General features: G+C 68.1%; 12 protein-coding genes, 5 pseudogenes and 4 riboswitches. Of the genes and pseudogenes, 12 read left to right on the top strand and 5 right to left on the bottom strand.

The features are described from left to right. Nucleotides 1-70: 70 nt before the first annotated feature. Nucleotides 71-752: pseudogene (locus tag LV780_RS21050) on the top strand (integrase core domain-containing protein); the annotation flags it as partial. A gap of 96 nt (nt 753-848) precedes the next feature. Here LV780_RS21050 and LV780_RS21045 read toward each other — a convergent pair. From LV780_RS21045 to LV780_RS21035, 3 genes and pseudogenes are all read right to left on the bottom strand, one after another. Continuing rightward, nucleotides 849-959 (bottom strand): annotated as a pseudogene (locus LV780_RS21045) (DUF1153 domain-containing protein); the annotation flags it as partial. A gap of 491 nt (nt 960-1,450) precedes the next feature. Further along, nucleotides 1,451-3,514: a methyl-accepting chemotaxis protein gene (locus tag LV780_RS21040; protein ID WP_108222048.1), complete on the bottom strand. Its 2,064-nt coding sequence runs from the start codon at nt 3,512-3,514 to the stop codon at nt 1,451-1,453. Between the two features lie 660 nt (nt 3,515-4,174). Beyond that, nucleotides 4,175-5,206 carry an IS110 family RNA-guided transposase gene (locus LV780_RS21035; protein WP_108222813.1) on the bottom strand — a complete coding sequence of 344 codons (1,032 nt, stop codon included), beginning with the start codon at nt 5,204-5,206 and terminating at the stop codon, nt 4,175-4,177. 225 nt (nt 5,207-5,431) lie between these two features. Between LV780_RS21035 and LV780_RS21030 the strand changes: the two genes are divergently transcribed. The 7 genes and pseudogenes from LV780_RS21030 to LV780_RS21000 all read left to right on the top strand — a co-directional run. After that, complete coding sequence (locus LV780_RS21030) at nt 5,432-6,628, top strand: IS256 family transposase (protein ID WP_108222810.1); 1,197 nt, start codon at nt 5,432-5,434, stop codon at nt 6,626-6,628. A gap of 136 nt (nt 6,629-6,764) precedes the next feature. Next, complete coding sequence (locus LV780_RS21025) at nt 6,765-7,796, top strand: IS110 family RNA-guided transposase (protein WP_108222813.1); 1,032 nt, start codon at nt 6,765-6,767, stop codon at nt 7,794-7,796. Nucleotides 7,797-8,283: 487 nt separating this feature from the next. Beyond that, nucleotides 8,284-8,481, top strand: a riboswitch (cobalamin riboswitch). Between the two features lie 171 nt (nt 8,482-8,652). Then, nucleotides 8,653-9,660 (top strand): ABC transporter substrate-binding protein, encoded by a 1,008-nt coding sequence (locus LV780_RS21020; RefSeq protein ID WP_108222737.1) that lies wholly within the window; start codon nt 8,653-8,655, stop codon nt 9,658-9,660. Further along, nucleotides 9,657-10,697, top strand: coding sequence for a FecCD family ABC transporter permease (locus LV780_RS21015; protein ID WP_108222738.1), 1,041 nt, complete (start codon nt 9,657-9,659; stop codon nt 10,695-10,697). Before LV780_RS21020 ends, LV780_RS21015 begins: the two co-directional genes overlap by 4 nt. After that, nucleotides 10,694-11,461, top strand: coding sequence for an ABC transporter ATP-binding protein (locus LV780_RS21010; protein ID WP_108222739.1), 768 nt, complete (start codon nt 10,694-10,696; stop codon nt 11,459-11,461). Before LV780_RS21015 ends, LV780_RS21010 begins: the two co-directional genes overlap by 4 nt. A gap of 4 nt (nt 11,462-11,465) precedes the next feature. Beyond that, entirely contained in the window at nt 11,466-11,885 is a 420-nt protein-coding gene (locus tag LV780_RS21005) for a pseudoazurin (protein ID WP_108222740.1), read from the top strand. Continuing rightward, a pseudogene (locus LV780_RS21000) lies at nt 11,882-12,163 on the top strand (methyltransferase domain-containing protein); the annotation flags it as partial. The gene LV780_RS21005 and the pseudogene LV780_RS21000, both read left to right, overlap by 4 nt. A gap of 223 nt (nt 12,164-12,386) precedes the next feature. On the opposite strand, the gene LV780_RS20995 reads toward LV780_RS21000, so the two are convergent. Then, nucleotides 12,387-12,683, bottom strand: coding sequence for a hypothetical protein (locus LV780_RS20995; RefSeq protein WP_181318593.1), 297 nt, complete (start codon nt 12,681-12,683; stop codon nt 12,387-12,389). A 121-nt stretch (nt 12,684-12,804) separates the two neighbouring features. Then, a riboswitch (cobalamin riboswitch) is annotated at nt 12,805-13,006 on the bottom strand. 134 nt (nt 13,007-13,140) lie between these two features. Then, a riboswitch (cobalamin riboswitch) is annotated at nt 13,141-13,352 on the top strand. 83 nt (nt 13,353-13,435) lie between these two features. Between LV780_RS20995 and LV780_RS20990 the strand changes: the two genes are divergently transcribed. The 3 genes from LV780_RS20990 to LV780_RS20980 are packed head-to-tail and all read left to right on the top strand — an operon-like array spanning nt 13,436 to nt 17,159. Continuing rightward, entirely contained in the window at nt 13,436-14,155 is a 720-nt protein-coding gene (locus tag LV780_RS20990) for a nucleotide-binding protein (RefSeq protein WP_108222741.1), read from the top strand. After that, nucleotides 14,152-15,708, top strand: coding sequence for a cobyric acid synthase (locus LV780_RS20985; RefSeq protein WP_108222742.1), 1,557 nt, complete (start codon nt 14,152-14,154; stop codon nt 15,706-15,708). Before LV780_RS20990 ends, LV780_RS20985 begins: the two co-directional genes overlap by 4 nt. After that, complete coding sequence (locus tag LV780_RS20980) at nt 15,705-17,159, top strand: cobyric acid synthase (RefSeq protein WP_108222743.1); 1,455 nt, start codon at nt 15,705-15,707, stop codon at nt 17,157-17,159. The genes LV780_RS20985 and LV780_RS20980 overlap by 4 nt, the downstream gene beginning before the upstream one ends. Before the next feature lie 47 nt (nt 17,160-17,206). Here LV780_RS20980 and LV780_RS20975 read toward each other — a convergent pair. Further along, a pseudogene (locus tag LV780_RS20975) lies at nt 17,207-17,580 on the bottom strand (cysteine-rich small domain-containing protein). Nucleotides 17,581-17,671: 91 nt separating this feature from the next. Further along, nucleotides 17,672-17,859, bottom strand: a riboswitch (cobalamin riboswitch). A 349-nt stretch (nt 17,860-18,208) separates the two neighbouring features. On the opposite strand from LV780_RS20975, the pseudogene LV780_RS20970 reads away from it, so the two are divergent. Continuing rightward, nucleotides 18,209-19,532 (top strand): annotated as a pseudogene (locus tag LV780_RS20970) (IS256 family transposase). Nucleotides 19,533-19,724: the final 192 nt, after the last annotated feature.

The raw sequence follows: 19,724 nt of genomic DNA, 5'->3' as shown, positions 1-19,724 counted from the left end.
TCCGAAACGGAAACAAAGGCTCGAAAATCCGTCTTCACCTCGTCCGCCATTCGCTGAACTTCTGCTGCGCTACCCCATCGGCTTCTTTCACATCGATATCGCGGAGGTGCAGACCGGCGAAGGGAAGCTCTACCTGTTCGTCGGCATCGACCGGACGTCCAAGTTCGCGTTGCTCAACTCGTTGCAACAGCTGACAGAAAGACTGCCTGGGAGTTCCTCCAGCACATGCTCGAGGTCGTGCCCTACCAGGTCCAACGGTTCTCACCGATCGAGCCATTGGAACGCCATTGGTCCGAGAGACAATGGCGAGGGGCATCCAGTTCGCCGAGCAGCCCCACAACCGGAACACCATCTACTCCCGGCCAATGCGCGTCGACATGATCTGCGAAGCGAACGGGATCGAGCACAGACTAACCAAACCCAACCACCCGTGGAGTGAGGCGGGGCAGAAAACGATCCAGTGGATCGTTTTCCCGCCGAACGGCCAGGTCGAGCGGATGAACCCCACGCTCAAGGACGCCACCGTCAAGCGCTTCCACTACGAGAACCACGACCAGCTGCGAACACACCTCGCCGACTTCCTGGCAGCCTACAACTTCGCCCGCCGACTGAAGACACTCGGCGGCCTCACGCCCTACGAATACATCTGCAAAATCCGGACATCAGACCCGGATCGATTCATCCTTGATCCGATCCACCAGATGCCGGGACTGAACAGCTCAGCAACCCGACCCTACCGAAAAACCCGATGACCACCGCACCGCCGCCTGCCCGCTACGGCGCTTGATGTGAGCGCGCGAGCGGGCGGCGGTGCTACCGGCGAGCTACACCATTTGAAGGGACGTCACCGACCGGCTGGCCTCGGCCACCGTCGTCTTCCCCTGGATGATCTCCACCACGAGCGCCGTCTTGCGCTTCGACGTCCACCGCTTGATCGGGTCGTCCATCGTCACACTCATTGCCACCTTACTCCTTGTAGCATGAGCAGATTGAAGGTTCTGGCAGGCTTGGACACCCGCCACGACTCGCCGCCCTCTCAGGCCGCATCACCCAGATTCGGCCATGGCTCGCCCCCACGGCAGTCCTCCCCGATCCGACCAGATCCTGCGCGGGAAGCGGGTGTGTCTTGGTTCGACGCGGGGATGACGTCGGGCAATCCGTGATCAAACTTTCATGCAGGTTGTCGGGGTCACCCTGACGCTCGAGCCACTGATGCGCCGGCTCAGCCACGGGACTCGGAGCGACAAGTCCCGCGGCTTAGCCGGTGCCACCCCAAGGCGCGTTGGCCGGCGACCGGCCACCTCGTGTTCTGCGGGGTTGCACTGCGACAGATCGGCCATCGGCAGCAGAAGGAGGGAAAGGCTGGAGGCCGTCCGTTGGCTCATCCCTGAGCAGCCAGCGATGGCTCATTCGCTCCAGGCTCGTGACCAGGTTGCCCGGCAACGCAATGCTAGAGGCGTCTGACCCTTTCGACGAACGTTCCGATGGCAGTATCCAGATCCATGGACGCCGCATCGACATCTGCCATCTGATCCATCAGACCGGTTGCGGTCGAAGCCGCCTCGGCCGAGGCGGATCCCACACCGGCAATGCTGTGGTCGACGATTGCGACGCGTTGAGCGGTGTCCGCCATGCGCGAGGCGATGCGTGCGGAAACATCTCCCTGTTCAAGAGCGGTTACAGACATGACCTGCGCCTGGTCGCGAACCCGCTCCATCACACTCGTCATCTCGCGGATCATGACCACGTTCCGTTCCACCGCACCGACGACGGCTTGTACTTCAGCCGCAATCTCGCCGGTCGATCGGGTCGTCATGGCTGCCAGCTTGCGCACTTCTTCAGCGACCACGCTGAACCCACGTCCGGCCTCCCCCGCTCGCGCCGCCTCGATGGCCGCATTCAAGGCTAGAAGATCTGTCTGCTTGGCAATTCCGTCGATGTGGCTCGCGACACCGCGAATACGATGCGTGACCTTCTCGAGGTCCGTGAGCGACGTCCGAGCAGATTCTGCCTTCCGCGTGACCTCCTCCATGAAGCCCGTCGTGCGGACCACGCCCTGCACCACTTCCTGAGCCGACGCCGACATCTGTTCAACGGCAGAGGCCACATCCGCGACATTGGTCGCCGCATGACCGGAGTTTTCCTTGACCACCTGACTCTGGCGGCTCGTCTCTTCAGCGGTCACGACCATCTTCTCGGCGGCCTCTATGGCAGAACCGGAGGCTTCCTTCAGCGCCCCGACCGAGCGGACGGCAATGCCATGCATATCCTCGGAGAGCCGCCGTATCGGCCGAAGCAGCCAGATGGCGGTCAACAATCCGGCGATGACGATCAAGCCCGCGGCGCCCCCTGCCGTCATGCCCGCCGCTCGCAGGCCTGCGCGCAAGTCGGCATAGGCCTCGTCCGATGAGATCTCGGACACGATGGCCCATGTCATGCCGGGAATGGCTACCGGCCGGAAGGCCGCCAACACATCGTCGCCGGCGTAGTTCGCACCTCGCATGACACCCTCGTCTCGAGCCAGGGCGGCTTCCACGATGTCGCCATCGACCGGCGATCCCACTTCCAGGGATTGGTCCTTCAGCGGCACGGAACGCAGGAGACGGTCGGCGCCGACGAGGAAGCCGTCAGACGTGGCAAATCCCGCGATCGGCCTTCTCAGAATGTCATTGAGCGGTTCAATCGGGATCTGGAAGGCGAGGATGCCGACAAGCGTGCCGTCCTGACGAAGAGGCATAAGGATAAAGGCCGCATGAGCGTTGTAGGACGGTTCATAGGGCGCGAAATCGGTGACCAGAAACGGATCGCTTCCGGCGTTGCGCACGATGGCTTGGGCGGCGCGTCCGAAGGCGGTGCCGCTGTACGGGCCGTCGAACAGGGAGGTTCCGAAATCGGTCTCCTTGAACACCGAGTAGACGATCGAGCCGGCCTGGGGCTCAATGAGGAATATGTCGTAGAACCCGAAATCTTTCAAGTAGTTGCGCAAGAAAGGATGGTATTTGCGGTGCCCTGCGGAGTAGGGGCTGCCGTCGCCTGCGTCCTCGAGAGCCTGCTTCTCTCCCAAGGGCCTCGGATTGCCGGATACATAAAGGTCCTGCAGGCGACGCGCCGCCACGTCCAGCCGCATCCATCGATCAAGAGCGTCGGGGGACGCGTCGCGCGTCCGATCAGCCTGGATCTGGTAACGCTCACGAAGCCTTGCCTCGTTGACGGGCCGGGACCCGCTCCTTCCAAGCTGTTCCGCGCCGCGTTCGAGGTCCATCATTGCGGCGATCACGAAGGGATTTTCTGCAAGACTTCCGGCCACCGTGAGCAGGTTGGCGAACCATGCCTCGAGCATCGCTCCCTTTGCGTCACTGGCCTGATGCAACTGGGACTCGACCGATCTCCTCACCGAGGCCTCAAAGCGGGCCATATCGAGTGTCAGGATCGCGCCGGAAGGGAGGAGGCCAGCAAGGAGAAGGGCAAGGATGATCTTCGCGCGGAAGTTCAGGGCTCTCGCGAGGGCTTGCATCTAGTCTCCGTCATTGCTGCTGCCGCCTGCTTGGCCGGCGCTGGTTGATCCTCCCTCAAGGCAGGCGCAGCGGGTTATCGCTGTGACGCGGATCCCTGTTGCACCCACAAAACGGATATGTCGGGGGCCCAGACAGCGCACCCCCTGAAATCTGATGGATTGTTCAGAACTTTCGACTGCGCCGAGTATCATCCGTTCCGGTTGTTTTTCCCGTCATCAGATTGTCAGGGTTGGTGCATAGGCGGTGCGGGCGTGGGGCGGCGCGACCGCCCCGTTTATTCATAACTTCGCTCAGAGTCACGGCGGCAGCGACGCCATGAACTTCGCGAACTGGGGCCGGGAGAGTTTCTTGCGGAACAGAACCCGTCCATCAGCCGCTGCCCCGTGAACCTGGAAGACCTGCTTTGGATAGTGTCCCACTTCATTCTCTAATCGCCTTGGTCAAGCGCTGATCTCTCTGCCGTTGATCCTGGGTGCCGGGCTCTGAGGTTCTCTCCGTGGTCACCGCGCGGGAGCCACATGTTGGCGTTCAGGGTCGGGTGGATCGAAGTGGTGTGCGCGGTCGGTACCGCATACCCGGGAGCGATCTCACCCTCGCCGCGCGTCCCGGCTGGACGCATTCCGTTACGCTGGCTGTCAGCGTCGTTCCGTTCGTTTTCCTTATGCCACCGCGGCCTCCCGGAAGGGCGTGTTGGTGCGCCACATGGCGTGCAGCGTCACCGCCAGCTTCCGGGCCAGCGCCACCTTTGCCTTGCGCGGCCCGGTCCTCTCGGCAATCGCCTTGGCCCAATCCCGCAGGCGTGGGCCACCCAGGTTCCGGCAGAAGATTGCGTTCGCGGCTTCAAACAGGCACTTCCTCGTGAAGGCATCTCCCCGTTTGGACACCCGCCCGTTCCGGCTGATCTCTCCGGACTCGTAGCGCCTGGGCGTCAGCCCAAGATAAGCGCCCGCGCTGGAGGATCGGCGGAAGCGGGAGGCATCATCGAAGGCCGCGACAACCGCCATTGCCGTGATCGGTCCCACGCCGGGCGCAGTCATCAGCAGGCGGACCGTCGCATGACGCCTGGCAACCGCCCTGATCCGACTATCGAGCGCGGCGATGCGGGCGAGGATGTCCCGCCTGGCCTGCATGAGCGCCTCGAAGATCGGCACGAGGTCCGGGACAACGGTCAGCTCGTCCCGGATGATCTCCTCGGCGCGGCGCTTGAACCCGCCGACCCGCTTGCCGAACATGATGCCGAAGGTCTTCAGCAGCCCCCGGATCTCGTTCTCCAGCCTGACGCGCATGCCAACCAGCGCCTCCCGCGCGGTCAGCATCGCCCGGTTGACATAGGCATCGTGGCTCTTGATCTGCGCGGCCTCGAACCACCCGGTGCGGACGATCTGCGCGAGCCCGCGGGCATCATGCCGGTCGGTCTTATTCGGCATCATCTTCAGCACGCCATTGGCGTGGCGCGCATCAATGCAGATGATCGGGACCTGCCTTTCCGTAAGGGCGTTCCAGAGCCAGACCGCCAGAGGCCCGGTCTCCATGCCGACCCGCTCGAGACCGCTGGCGCGTTCGGCCAGCCAGCCGGTGATCGCATCCGGGCAGGTCGGAACCTTCGTCTCGGCTACGAGCACCCCGTCCTGCCCCACCACGCAGATCGCTGTCTCTTCCTGGGACACGTCCAACGCCGCAAACACTCCCATCGCATCCTCCTTGCTCAAGCCCCGGCGAAGTGCCGGAGCGACAGACCCATCCTGCAACGGCGACGACCGCGGGTGGGACGTGGCGATTACGCTAAGTGGTGTAGGAGGCCGCGCGCGGAGCCTCCGGCGTAGCGCAGCGCGCGGCCGCGGGTGACGCTGGCGGTCATCGCCGATCTTCGGAGAAGGTTTGGGTTGCGAGACCTGCAACCGACAACGGAGACGACGATGACCGAAAAGAGAATGGCGCTGATCGAGCTGGTTGAGAAGCAGGCCGATGGCGACCTCGTGCGCGAGATGCTGGCCTTTGCGGCCGAACGGATCATGGAGGCCGAGATTGAGGCCCGGACCGGCGCGGCCAAGGGCGCGCGAACGCCGATGCGGGAAGCACAGCGCAATGGATACCGCGACCGTGACTGGGACACGCGAGCAGGTCGGATCGCGCTGGAGATCCCCAAGCTCCGGAAGGGCAGCTATTTCCCCAGCTTTCTGGAGCCGCGCCGCACGGCCGAGAAGGCCCTCGTGGCCGTGATCCAAGAGGCCTGCGTCCACGGTGTCTCGACGCGCTCGGTCGACGATCTGGTCAAGGCCATGGGCGCGGGCGGCATGTCGAAGAGCCAGGTCAGCCGCCTCTGCGCCGAGATCGACGAACGAGTGAACGCCTTCCTCTCCCGGCCTCTGGAGGGCGCGTGGCCCTATCTCTGGCTGGACGCCACATACCTCAAGGTCCGGGAAGGCGGGCGCATCATCAGCAAGGCGGTGATAATCGCGGTGGCGGTCAACGAGGACGGCAAGCGCGAGGTTCTGGGTGTCGCCACCGGGCCATCCGAAGCCGAGACCTTCTGGACCGAGTTCCTGCGGTCCCTGGCCGACCGGGGCCTGCGCGGCGTGAAGCTGGTGATCGCCGACGACCACAAGGGCCTGCGGGCTGCGGCACGTCGGGTCTTCAACGCCACCCACCAGAGGTGCCGCATTCACTGGATGCGAAACGCGCTGGCTCACGCCCCGGCCAAGCAGCGCACCGCCGCGGCGGCGATGCTGAAGACGATCTTCGCACAGGAGACCCGGGCCGACGCCGAAGCCCAGTGGGAGATCGTGGCCGATGCCCTGCGCGAAAAGCAGCCCAAGCTCGGGGCCCTGATGGATGCCTCCCGCGACGACGTGCTGGCCTACATGCACTTCCCACGCGAACACTGGACCCAGATCGCCAGCACGAACCCGCTGGAGCGGGTGAACCGCGAGGTGAAGCGGCGCGCCGACGTCATCGGCATCTTCCCCAATGATGAGGCCATCATCCGCCTCGTCGGTGCGCTGATGCTCGAGACCAACGACGAATGGGCGGTTGCAAGACGATACATGTCGCTTGAAACGCTTGGCCGCGTGACCGACAATCCAACCGTCAGGCTGCCCGCCGTGGCTGCCTGATCAGGCCCTGACCTCTCCGAAGGTCGGCGCTCCTACACCACTTAGCGTAATCGCCACGTCCCACCCGCGGTCGTCGCCGTTGCAGGATGGGTCTGTCGCTCCGGCACTTCGCCGGGGCTTGAGCAAGGAGGATGCGATGGGAGTGTTTGCGGCGTTGGACGTGTCCCAGGAAGAGACAGCGATCTGCGTGGTGGGGCAGGACGGGGTGCTCGTAGCCGAGACGAAGGTTCCGACCTGCCCGGATGCGATCACCGGCTGGCTGGCCGAACGCGCCAGCGGTCTCGAGCGGGTCGGCATGGAGACCGGGCCTCTGGCGGTCTGGCTCTGGAACGCCCTTACGGAAAGGCAGGTCCCGATCATCTGCATTGATGCGCGCCACGCCAATGGCGTGCTGAAGATGATGCCGAATAAGACCGACCGGCATGATGCCCGCGGGCTCGCGCAGATCGTCCGCACCGGGTGGTTCGAGGCCGCGCAGATCAAGAGCCACGATGCCTATGTCAACCGGGCGATGCTGACCGCGCGGGAGGCGCTGGTTGGCATGCGCGTCAGGCTGGAGAACGAGATCCGGGGGCTGCTGAAGACCTTCGGCATCATGTTCGGCAAGCGGGTCGGCGGGTTCAAGCGCCGCGCCGAGGAGATCATCCGGGACGAGCTGACCGTTGTCCCGGACCTCGTGCCGATCTTCGAGGCGCTCATGCAGGCCAGGCGGGACATCCTCGCCCGCATCGCCGCGCTCGATAGTCGGATCAGGGCGGTTGCCAGGCGTCATGCGACGGTCCGCCTGCTGATGACTGCGCCCGGCGTGGGACCGATCACGGCAATGGCGGTTGTCGCGGCCTTCGATGATGCCTCCCGCTTCCGCCGATCCTCCAGCGCGGGCGCTTATCTTGGGCTGACGCCCAGGCGCTACGAGTCCGGAGAGATCAGCCGGAACGGGCGGGTGTCCAAACGGGGAGATGCCTTCACGAGGAAGTGCCTGTTTGAAGCCGCGAACGCAATCTTCTGCCGGAACCTGGGTGGCCCACGCCTGCGGGATTGGGCCAAGGCGATTGCCGAGAGGACCGGGCCGCGCAAGGCAAAGGTGGCGCTGGCCCGGAAGCTGGCGGTGACGCTGCACGCCATGTGGCGCACCAACACGCCCTTCCGGGAGGCCGCGGTGGCATAAGGAAAACGAACGGAACGACGCTGACAGCCAGCGTAACGGAATGCGTCCAGCCGGGACGCGCGGCGAGGGTGAGATCGCTCCCGGGTATGCGGTACCGACCGCGCACACCACTTCGATCCACCCGACCCTGAACGCCAACATGTGGCTCCCGCGCGGTGACCACGGAGAGAACCTCAGAGCCCGGCACCCAGGATCAACGGCAGAGAGATCAGCGCTTGACCAAGGCGATTAGAGAACGAAGTGGGACACTGCCATCGCGGTGTGACCTGACCGGATCCGTGGCCTCTCCCGCGGCGTTCTGTCAATCGACTCGAAGGGCCGGCACCCCACCCTGCGGTGCGAGCCTCGGTGAGCAGGCCCCGGTGGCGGGATGAGGCCGATATCTTGGACCAAGGCCGGACCTGCCATTCGGGTCGGCATGTCGGGCCGACCGCCGGGATCGCGCCCGGGCGCGCGGACAAAGGCCATTGCCATGCGCACACCCGGCCGCTACACCTCGCGCGTCGGTTTCCGAAGGGAATGAAAAGGGAATCCGCCGCCGGTCCGCCGGCGAACCGGAACTGCCCCCGCAACTGTAGGCGGCGAGCAAGCAGCGAACCGGCCACTGTGACCCCCGGGGTCATGGGAAGGCCGCTGCAAGCCACGACCCGCCAGTCAGGAGACCTGCCGACACGTGAAGCAACGCGGCCCGGGCGGGGTGTCCGGGGAGGTGTCGAATGAACCATGTCCAACGGTGCCCGGTGGCGCCGTCGTCAGCCAGACCGCCCGATCCCCGCGCCCTGCGCCGGGGCGGCGTCAGCCATCGGACCGACCTTCCCGTCCCGTCTCCGGTCGCCTCATCCTCCGGAGACCTCCCATGCCTGCCAGGTTCCTGCCCGCCGCCGCCCTTGGTGCGGCGCTAGCCCTGCCCGCCGCCGCCGAGACCACCTATCCGCTGTCGCTGACGAACTGCGGGGTCGATCTGACCTTCGACAAGGCACCCGAAAGCGCCGTGACGGTGGGACAGGCCGCCACCGAGATCCTCTATTCGCTTGGATTGGGCGACAAGGTGCTGGGCACCTCGGTCTGGTTCACCAAGGTCCTGCCCGAGTTCGAGGAACTGAACTCCAAGGTCGAGCGGCTCGCCGACAACGATCCCAGCTTCGAGAGCGTGGTGAACCGAAAGCCGGACCTCGTCGCCGTGCAATACGAATGGCACGTCGGCCCGCAGGGGATCGTCGCCACCCGCGAGCAGTTCGCCGACGTGGGCATCCCGACCTACATCCTGCCTGCAGACTGCTGGAAGAAGGACAACACGACCGGCTCGGACGGCACCCGGCAGGCGCTGTTCGAGATGAAGTCGGTCTACGCCGGCGTCACCGAACTCGGCCGGATCTTCAATGTGCCTGACAAGGGCGAGGAACTGGTCGCGACCCTCAAGTCGCGCGAGGCCGCCGCCATCGAAAAGGCCCGCGCGCTGAACCTGACGGGCGCTTCCGCGCTGTTCTGGTTCTCCTCCGCCGAGATGGACGTCGATCCTTATGTTGCGGGACGCAAGGGCCCGCCCGGCTACATGATGGAGAAGCTGGGGCTGCGGAACGTCGTCGAGAGCGACGAGGAATGGCCGACCGTGTCGTGGGAGACCATCGCACGCGCCAACCCCTCGGTGATCGTGGTTGCCCGCATGGAACGGCGCCGCTTTCCCGCCGACGACGTCGAGAAGAAGCTCGAATTCCTGAAGACCGATCCGGTGGCCAGCCAGATGGACGCGGTGAAGAACAACCGCATCGTCATCCTCGACGCCCATTCGATGGATCCCTCGATCCGCAACGTGACGGCGCTCGAGACTCTGGCCGAGGCGCTGCCGGCCTTCGGGCTGAAATGACGGCCGCGGCGGTTTTCGGGGCGTTGCCACGATCCCTCGCGCTCCGGGGCGCCGCGGGAACCGCCGTGCTGCTGGCGGCGATCCTGACGGGCGTCGTCGTCGGAGAGACGCCGCTGCCGCTCCGGACGGTGGCGGCGGTGCTGGCCAATCACCTCTGGGGCGCAGGCTACCCCGTGGATCCGATCGACGCCGGCATCATCTGGGCCTACCGCCTGCCCCGGACGCTGGTCGCTGCCGCCTGCGGCGCGGGGCTCGCGCTTTCCGGCGTGGTGCTTCAGGCGCTGGTCCGCAATGCGCTGGCCGATCCCTACCTGCTCGGCGTCTCGGCGGGCGCCGGGACGGGGGCGGTGGCGGTGACGATCATGGGCCTCGGCGGCGGACTCCTCGGCATCTCGGCGGGGGCCTTCGGCGGCGCGGGGCTCGCGTTCCTGCTGGTGGCGGCGCTGGCGCGTGCCGCGGGGGGCGGTTCGGCGCAACTGGTGCTGGCCGGCATCGCGGGATCGCAGCTCTTCAACGCGCTGACCTCGTTCTTCATCGCCAAGTCCGCCAATGCCGAGCAGGCGCGCGGCATCATGTTCTGGCTGCTCGGCAACCTCTCGGGCGTGCGCTGGCCCGATGTCGCGCTGGCGATGCCCGCGGCCGCGGCGGGCTTCCTCGTCTGCCTCTGGTTCGCCCGTGCGATGGACGCCTTTTCCTTCGGCTCCTCCTCGGCCGCTTCGCTGGGCGTGCCGGTGCGCCGGGTGCAGGCGGTGCTGATCGGCACCGTCACGCTGATGACCGCGACGATGGTGAGCCTCGTCGGCTCGATCGGCTTCGTGGGCCTCGTCATCCCGCATGCGATGCGCTTCCTCGTCGGGCCGCGTCACGCCCGGCTGGTGCCCGCCGCGGCGCTGGCGGGGGCGGTGTTCCTGATCGCCGCCGACATAGCCTCCCGGATGCTGATCCCCGGCCAAGTGGTGCCGATCGGCGTCGTCACCGCGCTGGTGGGGGCGCCGGGCTTCGCGCTGATCCTCATGCGCAACCGGGGGCGGGCATGAGGCTGCGCGCCACCAACCTCGGCTGGCGCGCGGGCAGGCAGACCATCGTCGCGGGCGTCTCGCTCGAGATCGTGCCGGGCGAGACCTTCGGCCTGATCGGGCCGAACGGCTCGGGAAAGTCCACGCTGCTGCGGCTGATGGCCGGTCTCGCGCCCCGGCCCGAGGGAGCGGTGCATCTGGACGGCATTCCCCTGAACACCCTGAGCCGTCGCGACGTCGCAAGGGCGATCGCCTTCGTCGAGCAGATCGCCGAGACCTCCGAGGCTCTCACGGTGCGCGATGTGGTGGAACTGGGCCGCACACCCTGGCTTTCGGCGCTGGCGCCGTTCGGGCCGCAGGATACCGCCATCGTGGACGAGGCGCTTCGCGTCGTCGGCCTCACCGCGATGGGCCGGCGCCGCTGGTCCACCCTTTCCGGCGGCGAGCGGCAGCGGGTGCAGATCGCCCGCGCGCTGGCGCAGCGGCCGCGGCTCCTGATGCTGGACGAGCCGACCAACCATCTCGACATCCACCACCAGCTGTCGCTCCTGCGCCTCGTCAGCCGGCTGCCGGTGACGGTGGTGATGGCGCTCCATGACCTGAACCAGGCGATGGGCTGCGACCGGCTAGCGGTGATGGAGGGCGGACGCCTCGCCGCCTGCGGCCCGCCCGCCGAAGTGCTCACGCCCGCGCGCCTCGCCGACATCTTCCGCGTCCGCGCCACGGCGCTCCTCGATCCCGCGGACGCCACGACCCACTTCCGTTTCCGCTGCCTCGAGGATTGACCCGATGACACCCGCAGCCCTGCTGTTCGCCGCCCTTCTCGCCTCTCCGGCCTGGGCCGAGACCCACGAGGTCCGCATGTTCAACCGCAACGACCGTGGGCCGATGATCTACGAACCCGACCGGCTGAGCCTCGCGCCGGGCGACGCCGTGCGATTCCTTCCCGCCCAGCCCAGCCACAACGCCGCCACCATCGACGGCATGATCCCCGACGGCGCCGAGCCGTTCAAGTCGCGGATCAACGAGGACTTCACCGTGACGGTGAACGTGCCCGGGGTCTACGGCATCAAGTGCAGCCCGCATTTCGCCATGGGGATGGTCATGCTGATCGAGGTGGGCGAGGCGCCCGCCCCGGTGCTGCCCGACGACCTGCCGGCGCGCGCGCGGGACCGGTTCGAGGCGATCCTCGCACAGGGGGAAGAATGAAGGCGAACCATGACCTCGTCGAGGACATAAGGGACTACTGGTCGCGGCGGTCGGCGACCTTCGACCTCGCCTTCGGCCATCGCATCGCGCCGGGACCGGAGGCGCACGCCTGGGCGCAGCCGATGCGTGACCACCTCGGTCCCGCGCCCGCACGAGTGCTGGAACTGGCCTGCGGTACCGGCGAAGTGACGCGGCTGGTCCACGACCTTGGCCACGACGTGACTGCGCTCGACTTCTCCGAGCCGATGCTGGCGGTCGCGCGGGCGAAGCACGCCGGCAAGCCGGGAAGTCACGGATCTCCTGCGCTCCCAGCGGCAGGCGCCGGCAGGCGATCCCGAGCGCGTCGCACCTCGCCGGCAGCGCGTTTCAGATCGCCGCTCGCTCGGCCTCCGAGGCGCCGCCCAGAGGCCGATCTCCTCGCCGCTGCGGGCGCAGCCGAGACTTGTCAGGCTGGCGCGGCTGGCTTCCTCTGTCCCTCGAGTGTCCCTCGAGGTTCTGCCATCAGAGCGCCGCACGGCGCATCCGCGCGCCGCCGCGACGGCGTGAGGCGGGAAGCGCGAGATCCAGCGGCGCCAGCGGCCTTGCGATCGACAGGGCGAGAATGGTGCAGAACGCCTGCACGCCCGGTGCCGTGGCAACGAAGGGCGCAGCCTTGGCCAGTGCCCGGCAAGCCTCGGCGACGTAGCTTGCACCGGCCGGCAGTCCGCCGAGCCACTGCATGTAGCCGAGCATCGCAAGTTCGCGCGCCCGTTCGGGCGGGACATCGGCATGAAGTTGATGGATTGTCAGTTCGAGCAACGATGCGCCCTCCGCGCAGGTGGCGGAGCGCTGGTCGACAACGGTGATCGCGGGTGTGGCGTCAGGCTCATCGCGGTCTCCGCCCCAGGGCGCCCCGCCCGGGTTGAGGTGACTGCGGTGCGCGAAGGCACCGGAGATGGCAGGTCTCCTGGCTCGCGGGTCACCGCTCGGCCGGTCCTTCCCGGGCCAGAGCCCAGTGGCTTTTCCGGTCTCGCTCGCCGCTCACAGTTGCGGGGGCAGCTGCGGCCTTGCCCGGCAGGGCGCACCGCATTCCCTTTTCATCCGACTCGCGAGAGCCGAACACCATCAGCACGAGATTCTCATGCCGCACGCGCAATGTCCACAGCAGGTTGCCGGCACCGGATGCGCGGCTGCCGCCGACCGTTCAGGTATCGTACGGTCAAATGTGCGCCCTGGATCCGCGGCAATCCGTCCATTTGACATCGACAATTTCGAAGCGCAGCAGCGTCGGGCTGGTGCCCGCCTCGGCGGGTGAAAAGGGAATGCGATGCGGTCTGCAAGGGCCGTTGGCGCAGCCGCCCCCGCGACCGTGAACGGAGAGGTCGCCCCGATGCCACTGGCCCTGCAAGGGCCGGGAAGGCGGGGTGCCCGTCGGGCAGACGCCCGGGATCCGCAAGCCGGGAGACCTGCCAGCCACATGAAGCTGACCGGACGGGGTGTTCCGGCGACGGGTTCCGGTTTCCGGCTCTCGCCGCCGTCGCGCGTCGTTCCTCCGACACGGGAAGGTTCGGATGCGGAAGGACGGGATACCCTCGGCGGGCGAGGCCGGTGCATTGCAACCCGGCCCGCTGCCGCCGGGGCTGATGATCGCCGCGCCCGGTTCGGGTGTGGGCAAGACCACGGTGACGCTGGGGCTTTTGCGGGCGTTCAGCGAGACGGGGCTGGCGGTGCAGCCCTTCAAGAACGGGCCGGACTACATCGACCCGGCCTTTCATCGGGTGGCGGCGGGGCGGCCGTCCTGCAACCTCGACGGCTGGGCGATGGACGCGGGCGCCGAGGCCGATCTGGTCTGGCTGCCCGGCGGCTATCCCGAGCTGCACGCCGGCCGCCTTGCTGCCGCCACGACCTTCCGCGTGGGCCTTTCCCGCCACGCCGAAAGCCGCCCCGTGCATGGCGAATGCGGCGGCTGCATGGTGCTGGGCGAGGCGCTGGTGGATGCCTCGGGCACCCGCCACACGATGACGGGCCTCCTCGGCCTCGTCACCAGCTTCGAGCGGCGGCGGCTGCATCTGGGCTACCGCCGGGCCGAGCTGCTGGCGCCGATGCCAGGCCATGCGCCGGGCGCGGCGCTGCGCGGCCTTGAGTTCCAATATTCCACCATCCTTGCGCAGCCCGACGCGCCGCTGGCCCGCGTCACCGATGCCGAGGGCAATCCCGTGCCCGAGGCCGGCTCGCGCCGCGGGCTCGTCACCGGCTCGTTCTTCCATCTTGTCGCCCCGGAGTTCGCATGACCCACCATCCCCGCCCCGCCCTGCCGCAGATCGACGTGCCGCTGCTCGACCCGCCCCCGCCGCGGCGCGCGCGGGCGCTGATGATCCAGGGCACCAGTTCGGATGTCGGCAAGAGCCTCCTGGTGGCGGGGCTCTGCCGCGCCTATGCTCGCCGCGGGCTGAAGGTTGCCCCGTTCAAGGCGCAGAACATGTCGAACAACGCCGCCGTCGCCGCCGACAGCGACCTGCCGCCGGGACCGGACGGGCCGAACTTCGGCGAGATCGGCCGCGCGCAGGCGCTGCAGGCGCGGGCGGCGGGGGTGGCTCCGTCCATCCACATGAACCCGGTGCTCTTGAAGCCGCAGGCGCTGGTCGGCTCGCAAGTGGTGCTGCGCGGCCGCGCGCTGGGGAACTGGCCGGCGAAGCATTACCACGAGCTGAAGCCGCTGATGATGCCCGCCATCATGGACAGCTTCGCCCGCGTGGCGGCCGAGGCCGACCTGGTGATTGTCGAGGGTGCGGGGGCCGCGACCGAGGTCCACCTGCGCCGGTCGGACATCGCCAACATGCTGCTGGCGGTCGAGGCCGACCTGCCGGTGGTGGTGCTGACCGACAACGACCGCGGCGGCGCGCTGGCGGCGGTCGTCGGCAGCTGGATGCTGCACACCGAGGAGGAACGCGCGCGCATCCGCGGCTATATCGTCAACAAGTTCCGCGGCGACTTCGCGCTCTATGCGCCGGGCTGCGAGGTGATGACGGCGCAGACGGGCTGGCCGCTGCTGGGCGTGGTGCGCTGGTTCGATGCCGCGACGCTGCTGCCGGCCGAGGATGCGCTGGCGCTGGCGCGGCCCCTGCGCAGCGACGGCGGGGGGCTGCGGATCGCGGTGCCGCAACTCAGCCGCGTGGCGAATTTCGACGATCTCGACCCGCTCTCGTCCGAGCCGGGGGTGGATTTGCGCTGGGTGCGGTCCGGCGAACCGATCCCCGAGGGAATTGACGTGGTGCTGCTCCCGGGCTCCAAGACCACCCGTCAGGCGCTGCAGGAACTGGTGGCGAACGGCTGGGACATCGACATCCGCGCCCATCACCGCCGCGGCGGCCGCGTGGTGGGGATCTGCGCCGGGTTCCAGATGCTGGGCCGGAGCGTCGCGGACCCTGATGGCATCGAGGGCCCGCCGGGCGAGACGCCGGGCCTTGGGCTGCTGGATGTCGAGACGGTGATCGGCCGTTCGAAGCGGCTTCTGACGCTCGGGGCGACCGACCGGATCAGCGGCGCCCGCGTCACCGGCTATGAGATGCACATGGGGGTGACGCACGGCCCCGGCCTTGCCCGGCCGTGGCTCGACCTCGACGGGCGGGCCGAGGGCGCGGTTTCGGCCGACGGGCGCGTGATGGGCAGCTATGTCCACGGGCTCTTCGGCGCCGACGGCTTCCGCGCGCACTGGCTGGAGGCGATGGGGGGCCGGGCCTCGGGGCTCGATCACGCGGGCCAGGTCGAGACGGCGCTGGACGCGCTGGCGACCCATGTCGAGGCGACCCTCGACCTCGACGCGCTGCTGGCGCTGGCGCGATGAGGGCGCGACGGCTGATGGTGCTCGGCACCGGCTCGGACGTGGGCAAGAGCCTGTCTGTGGCGGGCCTCTGCCGCGCCTATGCCCGCCGGGGGCTGCAGGTCGCGCCGTTCAAGGCGCAGAACATGTCGAACAACGCCGCGGTGACCGTGGACGGAGGCGAGATCGGCCGGGCGCAGGCCCTGCAGGCTCGCGCGGCGGGGCTGGCGCCCACCACCGACATGAACCCGGTGCTGCTGAAGCCCGACAGCGACGTGACCGCGCAGCTGGTGGTGCAGGGCCGGGTCGAGGGGCGGCTTTCCGCGGCCGACTACCAGCGGCTGAAGCCCGCCCTGTTGCCGCGGGTGGTGGAAAGCCTGAACCGGCTCTGCGAGGGCCGCGATCTGGTGCTGATCGAGGGCGCGGGCAGCGGGGCCGAGCGCTATCTGCGCCCGCAGGACATCTCGAACATGGGGCTGGCCTCGGCCGCCGACCTGCCGGCGGTGCTGCTGGCCGATGACTCGCGCGGTGGCGTCACGGCGGCGGTGCTGGGGCATCATCTCCTGTGGACCGCGGCCGAGCGGGCGCGTGTGGCAGGGGTGATCGTGAACAAGTTCCGCGGCGATCCGGCGATCTTCGCACCCGCTGCCGCCGACATCCGGCAGGCGACCGGCTGGCAGGTTCTGGGTCTCGTGCGATGGTCCGAGGCCGCCCGCGCCCTTCCGGCCGAGGATTCGCTGGCGCTGGATCAGGCGCGGCAGCCCGGCCGCGGTCTGGTGATCGCGGTGCCCGAGATCCCGCGGCTGGCCAATGCCTGCGACCTCGACCCGCTGGCGGCCGAGCCGGGGGTGGATCTGCACTGGGTGCGCCCCGGCCATCCGCTGCCCGCCGAGGCCGCCGTGGTGGTCCTGCCGGGCGCGAAATCCACGCGCGCCGCGCTGGAAGCCTTGCGGGCCGAGGGCTGGGACATCGACATCCGCGCCCATCACCGCCGCGGCGGCCGGGTGGTCGGGATCTGCGCAGGCTTCCAGATGCTGGGCCGGCGCGTCACGGACCCCGACGGGATCGAGGGCCCGCCGGGCGAGACCGAGGGCCTGGGCCTGCTGGACATCGACACCGTGATCGGCCCGGCCAAGCGGCTCTGCGAGATCACCGCGACAGACGCGATCAGCGGAACGCGGGTGACCGGCTACGAGATGCACATGGGGGTGACCACGGGCGCAGGCCTCGCCCGCCCGTGGCTGAGCCCGGACGGCCGACCCGAGGGCGCGCTGTCGCCGGACGGCCGGGTGATGGGCAGCTACCTGCACGGCATCTTCGGCGCGGGGGCCTTCCGCGCCCGGTGGCTTCAGGCCATGGGCGGCGCCGGATCGGCCGGGGACCACGCCGCGCGGATAGAGACCGCGCTTGATCGGCTGGCCGACGGGATCGAGGCGGACCTCGATCTCGATGCGCTGCTGAGGCTGGCGCACTAGGCCACCGGGGCGCTTCGGCCGCGGCATACCCGGCGCACCTCGCGGCGTCAGCCCTCGCGGTGGCGGCGATGTGCCTCGGCCACGGCCTCGGTCGCACCCTCGGCCGGACGGGGCCGCGGTGTCGGCGGGTCGGTCTGCGGCTGGCCCGACCAGGGCTGCGGGAATTCCAGCCACTTCTGGATAAAGTTCCACGACTGCTGGTAGCCGTCATGCGGCAGGGTACAGGCCGAGCAGTCCTTGCGCACCAGCCCGTTGCGGTCGGTATAGATCTCATACGGCCCGGGGCAGTCGTAGGCGATCAGCGGGCAGTAGCAGAACAGGCAGTTGAACGCGCGCTTCACCCCCGGATGGCAGGGCAGGAACGGGCAGTCGCGGTTGGTGAAGCCCTTGAAGGCCTCAGGGTTGTGTCTTTCGGCTCCATGGCCACTCCTTCGGTCGCTTGACCGGAAGGCGGAAGGGTGGCTGATCCCGGCGCGAGCGCACGGGCCCATGCCTCCGGGCCCGCCGCCCGGGATGGTCGTCAAGGCCCGGCAGGTCTCCTGGCTCGCGGCTCGGACGCCGGCTGCCCCTTCCCGGCCCATGGGGCCAGTGGCATGGCAGATGGCTCGCCGCTCACAGTTGCGGGGGCAGCGCCGGAGTTGCACCGGCTTCCCTCTTCGCCCGCGGGATCACCGCGGGAACCAGGGCACCGCGACGATGCGGCGGGGGGCCGGTTCTGTCAACCGGGGCCTCGACGCCTTCGCTTTCCGGTTGACAGCCTGCGCGCTGCTCGGGGATGACAGGTGCGTGATCGGTTCACCCGGGCGTTGCTGTGTCCCGAGGATTAAAAGGGAACGCGGCGCGCCCACCTGGGCAAGGCCGCGGGGCCGTGTCCCAAGGCTTGGTGTAGGAGGCCGGGCGCGGAGCCCTCGGCGTAGCGCAGCGCGCGGCCGGTGGTTCCGGTGGGGGCCATCGCCGGTCTTCGGTAGAGGTTCGGGTTGCAAGACCTGGAACCACCACGAGGGTGAGGCGGACCGTGGCGCCAGTGGCGCCGCGTAAGCCGCCGAACGATGACCGACGACAGAATGGCGCTGCTGGAGTTGATTGAAAAGCAGGCCGATACGGACCTTGTCCGCGAGATGCTGGCCTTCGCGGCCGACCGGATCATGGAACTGGAGGTGGAGTTGCGCACCGGCGCCGCCAAGGGTGCTCGCTCACCGCTGCGGGAGGCGCAGCGCAACGGCTACCGGGAACGGGATTGGGACACGAGGGCGGGCCGGATCGCGCTGGAGATCCCGAAGCTTCGGAAGGGAAGCTACCTGCCCAGCTTCCTGGAGCCGCGCCGGACGGCCGAGAAGGCCTTGGTGGCGGTGTTCCAGGGTGAGGAGGATCAGCGGGCCTTCCAGTGGAAGGACCGCCCGACGAACGATGTCCATGGCGTCTCGACGCGGTCGGTGGACGACCTCGTCAAGGCCATGGGCGCGGGCGGCATGTCCAAGAGCCAGGTCAGCCGGCTTTGCAGCGAGATCGACGAGCGGGTGAACGCGTTCCTCTCCCGGCCGCTCGAGGGCGCATGGCCCTATCTCTGGCTCGACGCGACCTATGTGAAGGTGCGCGAGGGCGGGCGGATCGTCAGCCGTGCCGTTATAATCGCCGTGGCGGTGAACGAGGATGGCAAGCGCGAGGTGCTGGGCGTGACCACCGGCTCCTCGGAGGCCGAGACGTTCTGGACCGAGTTTCTGCGCAGCCTCGCCGACCGCGGTCTGCGCGGAGTGAAGCTGGTGATCGCCGACGACCACAAGGGCTTGCGCGCGTTCGTCGGGTCGACCGTCCACCGGACGGTCGCCTGATCCTCCTCACCTCGCCGCGTCTTCAACGCCACCCATCAGCGGTGCCGCATCCACTGGATGAGGAACGCACTCGCCCACGCGCCCACCAAGCAGCGCACGGCGGTGGCGGCCATGCTGAAGACGATCTTCGCCCAGGAAACCAAGGCTGATGCCGAGGCACAATGGGCGGTCGTGGCTGACGCTCTTCGCGAGAAGCAGCCCAAGCTTGCCGCCATGATGGACGCTTCGCGGGACGACGTGCTGGCCTACATGGACTTTCCGCGCGAGCACTGGACCCAGATCGCTTCGACAAATCCCCTTGAGCGGGTGAACCGCGAGATCAAGCGCCGGGCCGATGTCATCGGCGTTGGTCGGGAAATCCTTCCACTGGAAGCATTTCTGATCCTCCTAACTTCCCAACGACGAGGCCATCATCCGACTGGTCGGTGCGCTGATGCTGGAGACCAACGACGAATGGGCCGTCGCCCGCAGATACATGAGCCTTGAAACGCTCGCCCGCGTCGCCGACAATCCAACCGTCAGGCTGCCCGCCGTGGCTGCCTGATCAGGCTCGAACCTCTCCGAGGGTCGGCACTCTTACACCACACCAAGCGTCGGGACACGATCGGCCAAGGGCTGCGAATACCACATTCACAGGCAAGCTAGTTGTCCCGGTCTCTCGTTTTCAGGCTGCCTGTACGGCCGACCCGGCCATGGGTCCGCCGCCGCCAGCTTGATGGGGGAGCGCGGCGGCGAA

It is taken from the genome of Cereibacter azotoformans (assembly GCF_021391315.1).
Taxonomy (GTDB): Bacteria; Pseudomonadota; Alphaproteobacteria; order Rhodobacterales; family Rhodobacteraceae; genus Cereibacter_A; species Cereibacter_A azotoformans.
The sequence above is the reverse complement of the archived record's forward strand: the minus strand, read 5'-3'. Positions and strand labels throughout refer to the sequence as shown.